This is a genomic window from Corynebacterium singulare (assembly GCF_000833575.1).
GTDB classification, from domain to species: domain Bacteria; phylum Actinomycetota; class Actinomycetes; order Mycobacteriales; family Mycobacteriaceae; genus Corynebacterium; species Corynebacterium singulare.
The window spans coordinates 1,989,441-2,004,644 of sequence record NZ_CP010827.1; the positions used below are offsets into that span (position 1 = coordinate 1,989,441).

Genomic DNA, 15,204 nt, shown 5'->3' on the forward strand with positions numbered 1-15,204 from the left:
TTAGACCTCCGTGCTGCTAATCGACGCCGTAATGTAATCCTTCACCGCACCTGCGTCATTGGGCAAGTCCTTGACGCGGCGCTCGGCGTCCATAATGCCCGCGAAACGCTCGGGGACATCCGGCTCGGTACCGATGGCCTCCGCGATGGTCTCAGAGAACTTCACCGGCAGGGCAGTTTCCAAGCACACGATGGGGCTCTCTACCCCATGCTCATCCTTGACCGCGCGGGCCACCTTAATGCCATCTGCAGTGTGCGGATCAACGAGGACATGGTACTTCTCGTGCACGTCCTTGATAGTGGCGAGGCGATCAGCATGTGTGGAAGCGCCGGACAGGAAGCCGTACTCCTGGCGCGCGGCGTCGAGAGCATCCTTGTCCACGCTGAATCCACCCTCCTTGACCTTCACGCCGAAGAGCTCGCCGACCTGGGCGGCATCGCGGCCCAGCAGGTCGAAGACAAAGCGCTCGAAGTTGGAGGCGCGAGAAATATCCATGGACGGCGAGGAAGTCTTATGTGTCTGCGCAGAAGAGCGCGGGCGGTAGCTGCCGGTGCGGAAGAACTCATCGAGGACGTCATTCTCATTCGTCGCGACAATGAGGCGGTCAATGGGCAAGCCCATCTGGCGAGCGATATGGCCCGCGCAAATATCGCCGAAGTTACCGGTGGGCACGCTGAAGGAAACCTTCTGGGCATTCTCCGTGGTGACCTTGAGGTAGCAGTTGATGTAGTAGACAATCTGCGCCATGAGGCGAGCCCAATTGATGGAGTTCACGGCACCAATGCGGTGCTGCGCCTTGAAGTTGGCATCGGACGACACAGCCTTGACTACGTCCTGGCAGTCGTCGAAGACCCCGTCGAGGGCGATGTTGAAGATATTCGGGTCATCGAGTCCAAACATCTGTGCCTGCTGGAACGGCGTCATCCGCCCAGCCGGGGTCAGCATGAACACGCGGATACCATGGCGGCCACGCATGGCATATTCAGCAGAGGAGCCGGTATCGCCCGAGGTAGCACCCAAAATGTTGAGTGTTTCACCGCGGCGTGCCAGCTCGTATTCGAAGAGCTCACCGAGCATCTGCATGGCCATGTCCTTGAAGGCGGCTGTGGGGCCTTCCGAGAGGTGACCGATGTACAGTCCCTCCCCCAGCTCGCTGACGGGGACGATCTCCTCATGGGCAAACTTGGGGTAAGTGTAAGCGCGTTGCGCAATGCCCTCGAGGTCATCCTCCGGGATGTCATCCACGAAGAGCTTCAGCACCTCTGCGGCCAGCGCCGCGTAGCCGCCCTCCGCGAGCGTCTGACGCCACGCAGTCAGGGTGGCATCATCGATGCGGGGATAGGATTCCGGCAGGTACAGGCCTCCGTCAGGAGCCAAACCTCCGAGGAGGATGTCCGTAAAGGAGGCCGGCTGGCGGTCGGTGTCTCGGGTCGAAATGTACTTCACCCCCTGCATCTTAGTGGGTGCGGCGTAAAGTATCAGCCATGTCAACCCCTCATCCTCGCGAAGTCATCACTACCAAAGCTCTCTCTGTTTGGGTAGCAGCCATGCTGGTCTACATCGTGGCGATGACCGGGCGCACATCCTTTGGCGTGGCCGGGCTGGAAGCCATCGACCGCTTCGAAGTGGACGCCTCACGCATTGCGGTGTTTACCTCGGTTCAGCTGGGCGTCTACGCCCTCGCACAAATCCCCACCGGCATGCTCATTGATAAATTCGGTCCGCGCCGCCTGCTTGTTATCGGCTCGGTCATCATGGGCCTAGGCCAAGTTGTGTTGGGTTTTACCACGAACTACTGGGTGGCCATCGCTGCCCGCATATTAATCGGTGCCGGCGATGCCACCGCCTTCCTGTCAGTAATGCGCATCCTCCCTTACTGGTTCCCACTGCACCGCACCCCTATGCTTACCCAGGTGACCTCCTCGCTAGGTCAGCTGGGCCAATTCATGTCCGCCATCCCATTCTCCCTCGTTCTGGGCTGGGCCGGATGGACCACGGCGTTTGTCACGCTGGGCGCGGTGGGCATCCTTATCGCTGTGGCTGCCGCGGTAGCGGTGGCGGACTCCCCGGAATCCCTCGGCATTGTTAAGGCTCCAAAAGAACGCCCCAACTCTGGGTCCCCCGGTCTTGGCTCGCTGCTAGCCACCGTGCTGCGCTCCCCAGTAGCCTGGCAGGCCTTCTTCATCCACTGGGTAGGCTTGGCAGCCACTAATGTTTTCGTCATGCTGTGGGGTATGCCGATGATGACGGCTGGCCTGGGCTTTTCCAAGACGGAAGCCGGCTGGGTTCTGACGTGGTTTAGCGTATGCATGGTTCTGGTCGGCCCTCTGCACGGCAAGCTCTCCTCACGGGCAAGCGGGTACCGCCCATGGCTTACCCTCAGCTTCGTCGCTGTCCATATCGCGGTGTGGGTCGTCTTCTTCCTTGCCGGCGGCAGCTACCTGTCCCTGTTCATCCTCATCAGCTTGGTCTCCCTGTGCACGCCGGTGGCGAATTATGGGTTCGACATTGTGCGCGAAAACCTCGAGCGCAGCGTTGTCGCCACCGCGACCGGTTTGGGCAATATGGGTGGGTTCATTTCCTCTATGCTGGGTGCGCAGCTTTTCGGCGTGTTTCTGGACCACTTGGGCCATGGCCCTGCGTATCCCATGCATGATTTCCGCCTAGCTGCCTGGGCAGTGCTGGGCGTGTGGGGCGTGGGCATCGTGGGCGTCATCATCACCCACATCCTGCGTAGACGGGGTGGCGACACGCGCCGGCGCACCACCATCGTGCAGGTGGGCTAGCCCCAGGGCAGCGTGTTGATCTGCATCTCCAGGGGCACCCCATTTGCCACCGCAAACATCCCTAATCCCCCACCGATGGGAACGAGGATGGCGAGGCTGACCCCGCACACCGTCCGCAGGAGCTCTCGCAACCGTCGACGTTTCTCCATCTCAACGCACCACCTTTACCGTTTCGTTATGTGTGCGTTTGAGACTAAGCACCCCGCCTGCCAGCACCATGCCGGGTCTCTGCCGAGTCTCTGCCAGTCGCTGCGCGCTCCCTAATCTGCTGGGGTAGATTCTGCGATGATGGGCCCCATCGCTGGGGTAACAATGCCGGCGTCGAAGGCGGCAAGAGCGCCTGCAGCATCGTCCTTTGTGATGGTCCCGCTCTCTACGGCCTTCTTCAGCTCTCCTTGCAGGACCTGGCGGGAGCGGTAAACATCAGTCGACACCGACAGGATGCCGCGTGGCACCGACTCCGCAGGAATTCCGAGCGCTTCTGCTAGCGCCACAATGCGGTCTTTCTCCGCTGAATCCGCATTCACATTGACCGACTGGTCTTGGGGCACGCCGCCGTTAACAACGTCCTGCACTGTCAAAAAATCCTCCGGGGTATGTTGCCGCTCAGTAAACCACCAGCCAACACCAACAACCGCTAGGACTGCGAGCACCACCGCGATCCACACGGCGATTATTTGCTTGGACTTCACGCCCATCACTCTAATGCGCCCTCGTTCCTACGGTTTAATCAATATCAGGGCCAAAAGTTCCGAAGGAACTTCCGCGCGGTGGGTACGGCGGATCTAGACGCTCAGAGAGTGCATCAATGATCGAGCGAATGGTGCTTTCTGCCACTGGGCGATCCATGCCGGTGCGTGGGCGCCTCTCCGGCTGCGGTTCCACTGGGCGCACGCGCGGCTTATCGACGTCCACTCGCATCACCGTTCCTTCCACGCTGAGCTCCGCCTTCGGATCGCTGTGAGCGGCACGCGCTGCAGCGAGGAATGCTTCAAGGTCAGCCAGCGTAGCACCGGCAAGGTCGAGAGAAAGGTTTAAGCTCATGGTCTGGTAATCCTTCGGTTTGGGAGGGGCACTGCGGAGAAGGGAAAAACTTTCATTCCGTTTGCTCCTCAGAGTATCGCTTTCGCACGGGAAAGAACAGGGTTTAGCAGCAAGTTCAGGGATAACCCTGAGATCTGAATCTTGTTGTTCTCATTAATCGTGTTCAAAGGATTCCGTTTCTCCCCAGAACACCTCATCCACCACCTTGCGGGCATGGCGAGTGACTTTGAGATAGTGCTCGAGAAAATCCTGGTTATTCTCCGGCGCCCAGCCGGATGCACCGGCGACCTGAGCTAGCTGTGGGCCGGGTGCTGGAAGCTGGTCTACGCGTTTGCCACGCACGAGGACGAGTGCATTTCGGGCGTCAGTGGCCAACAGCCACGCCTCACGTAGGTCCTGGACGTGTGAAGCAGGAATAACCTCATGCTCCTCCAGCGCATCCAAGACGCGGAGCGTGGACGGATCATGCAGTTCCGGTACTTCGTGAGCATGCATCATTTGTAAGAGCTGCACGGTCCACTCAATATCGGTGAGGCCTCCACGGCCCAGTTTGGTGTGGGTATTACGGTCTGCGCCACGAGGCAGGCGCTCATTATCAACCCGCGCTTTCATCCTGCGTATATCCCGCAGAGTCTTTTCACTCGCGCCATCTGCTGGGTAGCGGAATCCATCAATCATCGTCATAAACTGCTCGCCCACCTCCTTGTCGCCAGCGACAAAGGCAGCGCGCAAGAGGGCCTGCATCTCCCAGGACTCACCCCAGCGGGAGTAGTAACGCTCATAGGACTCAATCGAGCGCACGACAGCTCCCGAGCGCCCTTCAGGGCGCAGACCCAAGTCAACGTCCAATGGTGGGTCACCGGACGGCTTGGCCAAGCGGCGACGCAGCTTATCAATGATGCTGATTGCCCACGAGATCGCAGCCGATTCCTCAACGCCCTCCGTCGGCTCGGCCACAACAATGACGTCAGCATCCGAACCAAATCCCAGCTCCATGCCACCGAGACGCCCCATGCCAATCACCGCGATGCGCGCCGGCGGCTCAGCATCCTCTTCCGCAAGGCGCCAAGCACGAACTTCGGCCCGCAACGCGGCCTCCAAAACGGCATTCCAGATGGTGGAAAGCTCGTGGCATACCTGTTGTACAGGAAGGAATCCCAGCAAGTCTGCCGACGCAATGCGGGCAAGCTCCACGCGACGCAATGACCGTGCCACTGCCACGGCTTTATCTGGGTTGGCATGACGTTTCGTTGAGTTGATGAGTGCTGAGGAGACCTGCTCCGGCTTGGTCTCCAACAGCTTCGGCCCCGCCGCACCGTCAGAGAGCTGTTTCACCACATCAGGGGCCTTGATGATGAGCTCCGACGTAAACGGCGAGGTGCCCAAGATCTTCATGAGACGCTGGCCCACCACGCCCTCATCACGGAGCATGCGGAGGAACCAATTCCTGTCATAGGCAGCCTCCGACAACTTCCGGTAGTTCAGCAGGCCCATGTCAGGGTCTGCCGTGAAGGAAAGCCATTCCATCAGCGTAGGAAGCAAAATAGCTTGGATGCGCGCCTTGCGTGAGCTTCCCGCGGCGAGCGAGGTGAGGTGCTCGAAGGCACGGTCAGGGTGGCGATACCCCAAGGCCGCCAGCTGTAGGAGCGCGGCCTCGCGGGAGAGCTTGAGCTCATCTGCAGACATCGACGCCACGGAGTTAAGAAGCGGCCGGTAGAACAGGCGCGAGTGCAATTCCGAAATCAGCACACGAATTTTACGCAGGTGCTCGTTCATCCTGTCTGCGGCTGATTGCTGCCCTTGGGAGTGGAAGCCTGCATTGAGGGCTAGCCACTTCAGCGCGCTGGCATCATCACTGGCCGGCATAGTGTGGGTGCGGCGGAAGCGCTCCAACTGCAGGCGGTGTTCCAACAAGCGCAGGAATTCATAAGCCTCAATGAGCTGGGTACCGTCTTCACGGCCCACGTAGCCTGCGCGTACGAGAGCGGCAAGTGCATCCACCGTAGCGAGTGTGCGAAGAGTGTCATCGGAGCGCCCATGGACGAGCTGAAGCAACTGCACCGCGAATTCGACATCACGTAATCCACCCTCACCGAGCTTAAGCTCACGGTGACGCATATCTTCCGGCACGTTATCGAGGACACGGCGACGCATGGCCTGCACATCCTCAACAAATGACTCACGCTGCGAAGCAGTCCACACCATGGGGCCGATGTTGTCCACATAGTCCTTACCCAACGGCATGTATCCCGTCTGGGGGCGGGCCTTGAGCTGTGCTTGAAACTCCCAGGTTTCTGCCCACCGCTTGTAGTACGCAATATGCGAATCCAAGGTACGCACCAAGGCGCCAGACTTTCCTTCGGGACGAAGGTTTGCATCGACCTCGAAGAAACACGCTGAACCGATTCGGTTAAATTCTGAAGCTAGTCGGGTTACTCGCGGTGTGGCCTCCGAGCCGACGAAAAGGACGTCGACGTCTGAAATGTAATTGAGCTCGCCAGCACCACACTTGCCCATTGCGATCACTGATAACTGGGCATCGAGTGAGTCATCGCCGTAGACAACGCGCACCGCGCTTGCCAGGGCGGCCGTCAGTGCTGCGTCTGCAAGTGCCGTTGTCAGCCTGGTCACCTCGCGGAATCCAACGCGCGGCTGTGGCCGCGACTGTCCTTTTCGCGAATGGAATGTTCCTGCAAGATCGTGGGCAGCAATGCGCATCATCAGCGTGCGGTAGACCGTCTTGAGCTGTGCTTTGTGCTCCCCCGCTTCCGCGCGGTACGTACCCGGCGTGGTGAGATCCTCGCTGGCAGTATCGGGACGATCCGGTTGCTCAGCAAACGTTGCCGGCTCTGCGCCAATCGTAGTGAGCAGCGTATGCAGCATTTCCGTGGGAGTAGGCAGCGCCCGCTGCAGTTCTTGCCACGTGCCGGGGTTTGCGGCGAGATGATCTCCAAAAGCCGAAGAACCTCCGAGTAGAGCAATGAGTCGCACTCGGAATGTCTCATCTTCTCGCAGTGCCGGGCCAATCTCAGGAGCGCCGTCAAAGACCCTCATGAGGGTATTCAAGGCCAAGTCTGGGTCACCGGCAGCCGCCAGTGTCCACAACAAATCCAAAGAGTCAGCGTTGTCCCAGCCTAAGCGGGCAAGGTCCTCCGCTGCGGTCGGTCTAGTCAGCCCGAGAGTTGCTGGTGACGGTACTGATGCAGGACGCATGCTTCTCCTAGAAGTTCAGGTTGTGGCGAAGTTCAAAAGCCGTGATCTGCTGCTGGTACTCGTGCCATTCATCCCACTTGGAGCGCAGGAAGTATTCAAAGACGTGCTCTCCCAGAACTTCCGCCATAAACTCAGAACGCTCAAACTCACGAAGCGCCTGATCCAAGCTCATCGGCAGATCCTTATAGCCCATCGCACGGCGTTCCCGGCGCGTCAGCTGATGGACGTCATCCTCTGCAGGATCACCAAGCTCGTAGCCTTCCTTGATACCCCGCAGACCGGCGGCAAGAAGAACCGCATAACCCAAGTAGGGGTTCATCGCGGAATCCAAAGAACGAATCTCTACCCGGCGCGACATCTCTTTGGAGAGCCGATACGTAGGAACACGGACGAGCGCGGAGCGATTCGACACGCCCCAAGTCACGGAACCCGGCGCCTCGCTACCGAACATGAGCCGCTTGTAGGAGTTCGTCCATTGGTTAGTGATTGCCGTCATTTCGACAGCGTGCTCGAGGATGCCAGCGATGAACTGCTTCGCAGTCTCCGAAAGGGAGAACTCATCATCCGGGTCGTGGAACGCATTCGAGTCCCCTTCAAAGAGACTCAGGTGCGTGTGCATACCGGAACCCGAGCGATGCTCAAATGGCTTGGGCATGAAGGTGGCGTGAACGCCCTGTTGCGAAGCGACCTCCTTAATGACGTAGCGGAAGGTCATAATATTGTCCGCCATCGCTAGTACGTCTGCGTGCCTCAAGTCGATTTCCTGCTGCCCAGGAGAGGTTTCATGGTGACTAAATTCCGTGGCGATGCCCATAGACTCCAGTGCGTACATGGAGCGCCGACGGAAGCTCGGCGCATTGTCATGAGTCGCTTGGTCAAAGTACCCGCCATTGTCGGTGGCAACCAACCTGTTAATGTCCCGCGCATCCTCGAGAAGGTAGAACTCCACTTCAGGCGATGCCATACACGTGAATCCTTCATTTGCAGCCTCAGTGACCTGTCGTCGCAAAATGTGTCGCGGGTCCACCATCGAGGGCTGACCATCAGGCTGCGCGATATCGCAGAACATCCGTGCCGACAGCAGCTCAGGTTCATCCTTGTCGAAAGGCATGATCTGGAACGTCGACGGATCTGGCATCGCAATGGTGTCAGCCTCAGAAATGCGGGAGAAACCTTCGACTGATGAACCATCGAAGCCAACGCCTTCTTCAAATGCAGATTCCAATTCGGAGGGGCTCATCACCACGGACTTCAAAGCGCCCAGGATGTCGGTAAACCACAGACGAATAAAGCGGATATCGCGTTCTTCTACTGTGCGGAGGACGAATTCGTGTTGGCTGTTCATGCTCTAAACCCTACCGGCGGTCAGTACACCCCAGCCGAAAGTCATCAGGATTGCCCCCGCATCGCTGTTCGTTACCCCTGCTCGCAAGAGTATCTCGGGGGCAATAATTTTCTAACCCAGGGACTTATGTCGAAGCAACATGCTTGAATGGCCACACAAGCGAACATTTGTACCAACCACAAAAGGATAGTTATGAACTCTTACCACTCAGCACTCAGTGACCGAGGCATCGATCTCGTTATTGTCGCCGCGCAACAGGGGTGGTCTCCCGCAGATCTACTCCACGTCCTAGGCAAATACTGCTACCCCATCGTTTACCGTGCCGCTGGGCGTGTACCAGCCCAAATCACCTCTACGGTTCTACGCAAGGAATGGCTAACCCTCGAACCACCCACGTCCATGAGCATGACCACTACCGAGCTCGAACAGTTCATTACAGAAATCATGAGGCTGCCTCGGTTAAGGGACGTTGACGCTTTGATTGATGAGTCGAGCGCTCAACAACCGCGTAGAACCAAAGAAGCCAAGGTGCGCACAAGAATCACTAATCTCCTCAAGAAGGCCGAATCGACGCCTTACGAAGAGGAAGCGAGCGCGCTTATTGCTAAGGCTCAGAGCCTTCAGCAACGACACCGAATGGAAGAGATTGACAGTAATGATGCAGCTGAGTTCGTTTCCAGGCGGGTTCGCATCAGTGCTCCCTACATCAACCACAAGTCGACATTGCTCAGTGTTATCGCTGATAGAAACGGCTGTTCCGCGTTGCAGATTCACCCTAAAGGAATCATCACCATTTTCGGAACCGAGGGCGATCTTCGACATGTGCTCGATCTCTTCCGGTCTCTGCAGCGCCAATGTGATTGGCACATGCGCCATGGGGAGCATGCCGAGAATGCCCAGAAACTCGGCAACCTCGCGAGTTACCGCCGCAGCTTCATCCTGTCGTACGCATCTCGGATCGGCGAGCTTCTCGATGAGGCTAACAAGACATTCGCACCCCATGAGCCTAGGGAAACAGACCTCAAGGATTCTGCCCACCAGGATGACCCCCACGCATTGGCACTCACCAACCGGGCCTTCAATGCATTGGATCAGCGCCAGCTAGACGCTGAAGCAGCCCGAGACCGACACTTCCCAAATGCGCGGACAATATCGCTGGCTATGGGCAGCCGCGCGGGTATGTCCGCTGGGGCCTCCGCTGCAGAAAAATCTCATCTTAACGGCGATTCCTCTGGAGTGGACGGACGCCGACAACTAACACGCTAGGCAACCACTCCAACCCCGTATAGCCCTGTGGCCAGGTAAACTATGTAGCGATATAAGGGCATTTCCTGCTCTTTGAGAAAGTTTCCTCCTCCCGACGAAGGTGTGTGTATGTCTCCCAAGACGTTCCTAGAAGTCGAAGCAAAGTTCGCCGTGGATGAATCCACGCCGGTACCTGATCTCACCCAGCTCGAAGAGGTCGCCCGGGTAGCGGAAACTCGTCATCACTCAATGTCAGCGATTTACTACGACACTGCGGATCTTCGACTCACTCATGCCAAGATCACTCTGCGCCGCCGTACAGGCGGTAATGATGATGGATGGCACATCAAGATCCCGGGTGAGGCGGGACGTACAGAAATTCGTGCTGAATTGGGCGAGCCTGTTGACGGCCGCTATGAGGTTCCGGCAGAGCTCATCCACGAAGTGCGCTCGGTGGTCCGCAATCACTCTCTGGAGCCCATTGCACAGGTGGATAACAACCGTACGGAATTGCTCTTGGTCGACACAGCTGATCAGCCGGTCGCTGAGTTCTGCGATGACCACGTCACCGCCTTCTCGTTCCTACCGGGCGGCTCCCAGTGTGTATGGCGCGAGTGGGAGGTCGAGCTCGCAGGGGAACTTCCCGCCACCAAGGAGGGCGGCTCCTTCCTGCGCCACGCCACATCCCTACTCATCAGCTCTGGTGCTCGCGTATCGTCCTCACCTTCCAAGCTGAAGTCGGCCCTGGGGGACTCCATCAACAACGTGGAGCTGCCGCCGGCACTCGCCGTATCGAATGTTGAACCGGACTCCCCCGCCGCAGCCGTCGTCAATGCACTCAAAGCAAACCGTGACAAGCTCGTGGAGTATGACCCTCGAGTTCGCCGCGATGAGTGGGATTCCGTGCACCAGATGCGCGTTGCTACGCGTGAGCTCCGCAGCCACCTTCAGACCTTCCACGGCATTGTGGTGGGTCCGGAGATTAAGCGTCTGGAATCTGATCTCAAGGAACTCGCCAGCATGCTGGGCGTAGCCCGCGATGCAGAGGTTGTCGAAGAACGCTGGCAGAACCTCCTCGCGTCGGAGGACTCTGACGTGCTGGATGATGCAACCCGTGAGCACATTTCACACGACATGGGCCGTGACTACCGCCGTGCTCACCGTCGCGTTATCGCTGCACTCGATTCTGATCAGTACCTCGATCTGCTTGACGCCCTTGACGCCTTCTTGGCGAACCCTCCGGTTGCTCGTGAGGACGACGAGCGCGACGAAGCTGAGGCTGACGCAAGCGTTGAGGTGGGTCCTGAGGCACAGGAGTCCGCTGACAATCAGGAAGGCCAGGGGTCTCAGGACGAGCCGAAGACTAAGACCAAGCACTCCAAGACTGAGGATAAGGAGCATCATGACCTCGATACTGTCATGGCTTTGCACCTCAACGAGGCATACGACAAGTTGGTAAAGCGCCACAAGAAGGCGGTGAAGAACTGGGACAACTCCGAGTTGTCGCTGCATGAGCGCGAGGAATATTTCCACGACATGCGCAAGGCCGCTAAGAAGCTGCGTTACGCTGCGGAAGCTGCAGGTTCGGCTACCAATCTCAAGACCAAGAACCTGTACAAGGCGTGCAAGCAGATGCAGTCGGTGTTGGGTGACTTCCAGGATTCAGTAACATCCCGTGACAAGCTCATCGAGCTGGCTGAGACTGCTCGTCGGCGAGGCGAGGATACCTTTGGTTACGGCCTTCTCTACCAGCGAGAGCGCGCCATTGGTCTGGAGGCGCTCGATGCCTACGCCGAGAGCTTCAAGGCTATTAAGGCGGCGTTTAAGCCGCTGCGCAAGAAGCTGCGAAAGTAACGCCGCTCGATAATCGCTTTAAGCAGGTCCGTGAGACGTGGTTGACCCCGCTGCTCCCCTCATTAGGTGCACTAAGCGCCTACCTGATGGAGAGCAGCGGGGTCAGGTGTTTGTCAGTAGTGACGCCTGTGGCAGTGGCGCCTGTGGCTGTGACCTCTAGTAGTCGTCTTCAGCTTCATCCTCGGCATCGGCAGCCGCGGTACGAGCGTTAGCAATCTCGATGGCGTGCTCGGCGGCCTCACGGGAGTCATACGGGCCCATACGGTTCTCCCAGCCAGAAACCTTGCCTTGGGTAACCTCACCGGTAGATGGGTCATAGAACCACTTGTTGTCAGCGTCAGCCATTGTTTTCTCCATTCTGAGACTCGTATCTCTACGTTGTGAATCGGGGAATGCGGAGACCTCTCCGGTTTCGGTCACCGGAAAAGTGCACCGTCGATTCGATGCACCCCACACTACAGACCCCTCGTGAGCCATGCGGCTAGAATGAACAGGTCACTCTCTCCTGCCCAGCCGCAGAGAACATACCGCCACCAGCAAAGGAGTACTTCCCCGATGCCCCTGTGGACCGCCCCTTCAACGCCGGTCATCGACCGCGTACGCACCGCACACAATGAGAACGTCGGTACCGAGCCCGCTCACATTGCGAGTGCCCCAGCCACGTGGTCGCTCATTGGTGAGCACATTGATCACTACGGCGGCATCGCCATCATGGGGCTGTCGGACCTGCGCGCAGCGGTAGGAGTCAGCCCACGTGACGACGGCACCGTCACCGTTCGCTGCCTCAACGCTGACGGCAGCACGACCGAGGATTTCATCACGTTGGATAAGGTCTCCGCCCTCGCCGCTGAACAGCAGCCCAGCGTTGATTCTGAGGGCCAGCCGGTGAAACCCCCGGCACCGGCAGGAGGCCTTGCCGCGCGTTTGGGCGGCATTATCCACACAATGATCACCCGCCAGCTGCTCTCCCGCGAGACCACCGGCGCGGACATCACGGTGGTCACCGACATCCCAGATAACGCGGGACTGGGTGCGGCAGCAGCGATCGACATCGCGACGGCTCTCGCTCTGCTGGGCAGCGCTGACGATCCGCACGACGCCCCGCTGCGCGCGCGTCTGGCTGAGGTCTGCTCGCAAGCGGTCGGGACTTTCGCACACTTCCCGGCTCTGCGCGCCCGCCATTCCGCAGCGCTGCGCGGAACTGGTGAATCCATCACCATCATCGACTATGCCGATGGTTCCGTCACGCAGGCTCCGCACCCAGTCAACCAGGACCTAGCAGCTTGTGTGCTCGCCGTACCAGGTGACTTCGACTGCGAAGAGGCTATCGCCGATATCCGCACCCGCGAGCGCTTCGTGGATGACGCTTGCCGCGCCTTCGGCACGGAATCGCTGCGTCTGTTGCCGGACGCACCGCAGCGCGTTCTCGACTGGCTGGCGGCCGTCCACAAAATCCACGGGCCAGAAAATCAGCCCACGATTCCCCAGGCCACCGCATGGCTGACTTTCTACGCAGAGGAAACCGATCGTGCCCAGGGCCTGGCCCGTGCGCTGCGGTCCCGGCGCGGAATGGAACTCTTCCCGCTGCTGACGCAGTCACAGTCAGCGTTGGCTACGGTGTACGGCTTCGACTCTGCCGAAAAGCTCGCCCAGCTGGCCACCGCCCGCGGTGCTGTGGCAGCACGTTCGGCGCATGCCGGAACGTCGACGGCGGTCATCGCCTATGTTCCTGCTGCCAAGGCCACCAACTTCGCCGCTGATTTGGCGGAAGATGGCTTGCTTGTGGTTCCGCTCAACGCGGGCGCGCCGGCAGTGACCGAAAGCTAGTCGGCCGGCCAAGCGAAGAGTACGTCGCGCTCCGCTACATCGGCCTTGACGAGGGACACGGTGGTCTCGCTGCCGGTTGCGGGCTGGCCCACGGCCTCCCCCATCACAGGAGGCTCGAGTACAAAGAGGCGGGCCTTCTCGCGCTTCTCGCTGCCGTCGAGCACAACAGCGTCGAAGTTCGTGCCCTCCCACGGTGCGAGGACGGTAGCCTCCGTGAGGTTGAGGCAGGCCCTGTCCACCTGGGAGGCCAGCTGCGATGTCGAGCGCATCGTGGAAATGACCGCAGCAGCGCGCTCGCGAACCCACTCCGGGATCTCGTAGCCGCCGCTGAGCGCCAAGCAGACCTCGGTAGCGAAACGATCCACGAGGCGCCGCAGCGGCGCCGTGACGTGGGCATAGTACCCACCAATGCCAGCGTGGACATCAGCCGGGGATTCCTCCAGCCACACATAATCCGCGCCGCGCAAGAGGCGTTGGGCTTCACGCATGACCGCCATGCCACGGGGCGAATCAGCATCGACAGAGTGCAAGAACTCTGAAATGGACTGCCCTTCCAGCGAGAAGCCCAGAGCTTGAGCTTCGGAACGGAATTCGGCTTCAGCCTCCGGTGTGGCAGCGGCCAACGTGCGCAGGAAACCGACGCCGTGGGATTCCATGAGTCGGCCCGCACACATGCCGGTCAACAAGGAAATTTCCGAGTTGTAGTCCATGACTTCATAGCGCGGCTCGATAATGAGCTCGTAGTGTCCCTGTTCCTCAGCCTGCCCCGAGTCAGATGTCTCGGAGACCCGCTGGGAGGGCAGACGCAGGTTGATCGCGTCTCGACGCAAAGAGGAAGCCTGGCGCAGCTTGCCCACCTGTGGCAGCAATGCGATGGAGGAATGCAAGGTGCCGTTCTCTAGATCCTCGTGGACCTGGTCGTAGTCAAGGCGTGCGCGGTTGCGCACGAGGGCGCGCTCGACCGAGAAGTCCTCTACCTCACCGGCGGAGTCGAGGTCGAAGGTCCAGAGGACGGCGGGCCGGTCGACGTCGGCAAGCAGCGAGGCCCTATCCTCTGAGAGCTCCGCCGGGTGTAGCCGCGCTGGGTCATCGGGGAGATAAATGGTCTGCCCGCGCTTGAGAGACTCCTCTTCTAAAGCTGAGCCGGGCTCGATGAAGGCGGCAACGTCCGCAATGGCGTAAAGCACGCGGTAACCGCCGTCGCGGGCCTCAATGAACACGGCCTGGTCCAAGTCCATGGAACCGGCCGGATCGATGGTGACGAAGGGAATGTCCCGGGCGTCCCGACGCTGGTCTGCGTAGCGATCCTGCGCGGCGGCGGCCTGTGCGGAAACCTCAGACGGGAAGTCGGTGGGGACGGAAAATTCTTCCGCGATGGCGCGGAAATCCAACGGTGCGGCATAAAGCTTCATGCCGCCCCATTGTTCCAAAAAATTAACGTGTAGGAGCGAATGAGCCAACCTATAAGCCGGATTCTGTACCGCGCACGCGGCGCGGCGGTAAACATCCATCCAGGCCAACCGTTGCCAGTTGGCTCAAGCAGCTACCTTCAGACTTCGGCGAGCAACCTACTGACGTCTGATCGGGCCCGCATTCGTGGCAGGCCGTGATGCCTTGCTCCCAGTGGGGTTTACCCAGCCACCGCCATCGCTGACGGTGCTGGTGCGCTCTTACCGCACCCTTTCACCCTTACCGCTCCACTTCGCCGCGCCGAAGCGTAGCGGAGTGCGCGGCGGTCTACTCTCTGTTGCACTTGCCCGCGGGTCACCCCGGGTTGCTGTTAGCAACCACCGTGCTCTGTGGAGTCCGGACTTTCCTCGGCCCGCGCCTAGCCCCACACATGGGGGCCGGTTCGCTAGGACGCGTTTACCCGGTCGGCTCATTCGCTGG

11 protein-coding genes and 1 other RNA gene are annotated in these 15,204 nt (G+C 59.5%); 4 read left to right on the forward strand and 8 right to left on the reverse strand.

The window, feature by feature from the left end:
• Complete coding sequence (thrC, locus tag CSING_RS09270) at window positions 1-1,446, reverse strand: threonine synthase (protein WP_042531692.1); 1,446 nt, start codon at window positions 1,444-1,446, stop codon at window positions 1-3.
• 38 nt (window positions 1,447-1,484) lie between these two features.
• Between thrC and CSING_RS09275 the strand changes: the two genes are divergently transcribed.
• Entirely contained in the window at window positions 1,485-2,786 is a 1,302-nt protein-coding gene (locus CSING_RS09275) for an MFS transporter (protein WP_042531694.1), read from the forward strand.
• A gap of 260 nt (window positions 2,787-3,046) precedes the next feature.
• On the opposite strand, the gene CSING_RS09280 is transcribed toward CSING_RS09275, so the two are convergent.
• The 4 genes from CSING_RS09280 to CSING_RS09295 all read right to left on the reverse strand — a co-directional run bounded on the left by CSING_RS09280 (window position 3,047) and on the right by CSING_RS09295 (window position 8,388).
• Window positions 3,047-3,484 carry a hypothetical protein gene (locus CSING_RS09280; protein ID WP_042531696.1) on the reverse strand — a complete coding sequence of 146 codons (438 nt, stop codon included), beginning with the start codon at window positions 3,482-3,484 and terminating at the stop codon, window positions 3,047-3,049.
• Window positions 3,485-3,512: 28 nt separating this feature from the next.
• On the reverse strand, window positions 3,513-3,830 hold the full coding sequence (locus tag CSING_RS09285) for a hypothetical protein (protein WP_042531698.1): 318 nt from the start codon (window positions 3,828-3,830) through the stop codon (window positions 3,513-3,515).
• Between the two features lie 153 nt (window positions 3,831-3,983).
• Window positions 3,984-7,043 carry a bifunctional [glutamine synthetase] adenylyltransferase/[glutamine synthetase]-adenylyl-L-tyrosine phosphorylase gene (locus CSING_RS09290; RefSeq protein WP_042531700.1) on the reverse strand — a complete coding sequence of 1,020 codons (3,060 nt, stop codon included), beginning with the start codon at window positions 7,041-7,043 and terminating at the stop codon, window positions 3,984-3,986.
• Window positions 7,044-7,050: 7 nt separating this feature from the next.
• A complete protein-coding gene (locus CSING_RS09295) occupies window positions 7,051-8,388 on the reverse strand; it encodes a glutamine synthetase family protein (RefSeq protein WP_042531702.1) in 1,338 nt (445 codons plus the stop codon).
• Between the two features lie 399 nt (window positions 8,389-8,787).
• Here CSING_RS09295 and CSING_RS09300 point away from each other — a divergent pair, with 399 nt between their 5' ends.
• Entirely contained in the window at window positions 8,788-9,654 is an 867-nt protein-coding gene (locus CSING_RS09300; RefSeq protein WP_236683956.1) for a DUF2786 domain-containing protein, read from the forward strand.
• A 108-nt stretch (window positions 9,655-9,762) separates the two neighbouring features.
• Entirely contained in the window at window positions 9,763-11,487 is a 1,725-nt protein-coding gene (locus CSING_RS09305) for a CYTH and CHAD domain-containing protein (protein WP_042531706.1), read from the forward strand.
• Window positions 11,488-11,643: 156 nt separating this feature from the next.
• Here the strand turns inward: CSING_RS09305 and CSING_RS09310 are convergent, their stop codons facing one another.
• Window positions 11,644-11,832, reverse strand: coding sequence for a hypothetical protein (locus tag CSING_RS09310; protein ID WP_042531708.1), 189 nt, complete (start codon window positions 11,830-11,832; stop codon window positions 11,644-11,646).
• A gap of 210 nt (window positions 11,833-12,042) precedes the next feature.
• Here CSING_RS09310 and CSING_RS09315 point away from each other — a divergent pair, with 210 nt between their 5' ends.
• Complete coding sequence (locus CSING_RS09315; RefSeq protein WP_042531709.1) at window positions 12,043-13,314, forward strand: galactokinase family protein; 1,272 nt, start codon at window positions 12,043-12,045, stop codon at window positions 13,312-13,314.
• Here CSING_RS09315 and CSING_RS09320 read toward each other — a convergent pair.
• Window positions 13,311-14,726, reverse strand: coding sequence for an RNB domain-containing ribonuclease (locus CSING_RS09320; RefSeq protein WP_042531712.1), 1,416 nt, complete (start codon window positions 14,724-14,726; stop codon window positions 13,311-13,313). The two genes, CSING_RS09315 and CSING_RS09320, sit on opposite strands and share 4 nt — an antisense overlap.
• A gap of 36 nt (window positions 14,727-14,762) precedes the next feature.
• Window positions 14,763-15,196: RNase P RNA component class A (gene rnpB / locus CSING_RS13050), an RNA gene on the reverse strand.
• Window positions 15,197-15,204: the final 8 nt, after the last annotated feature.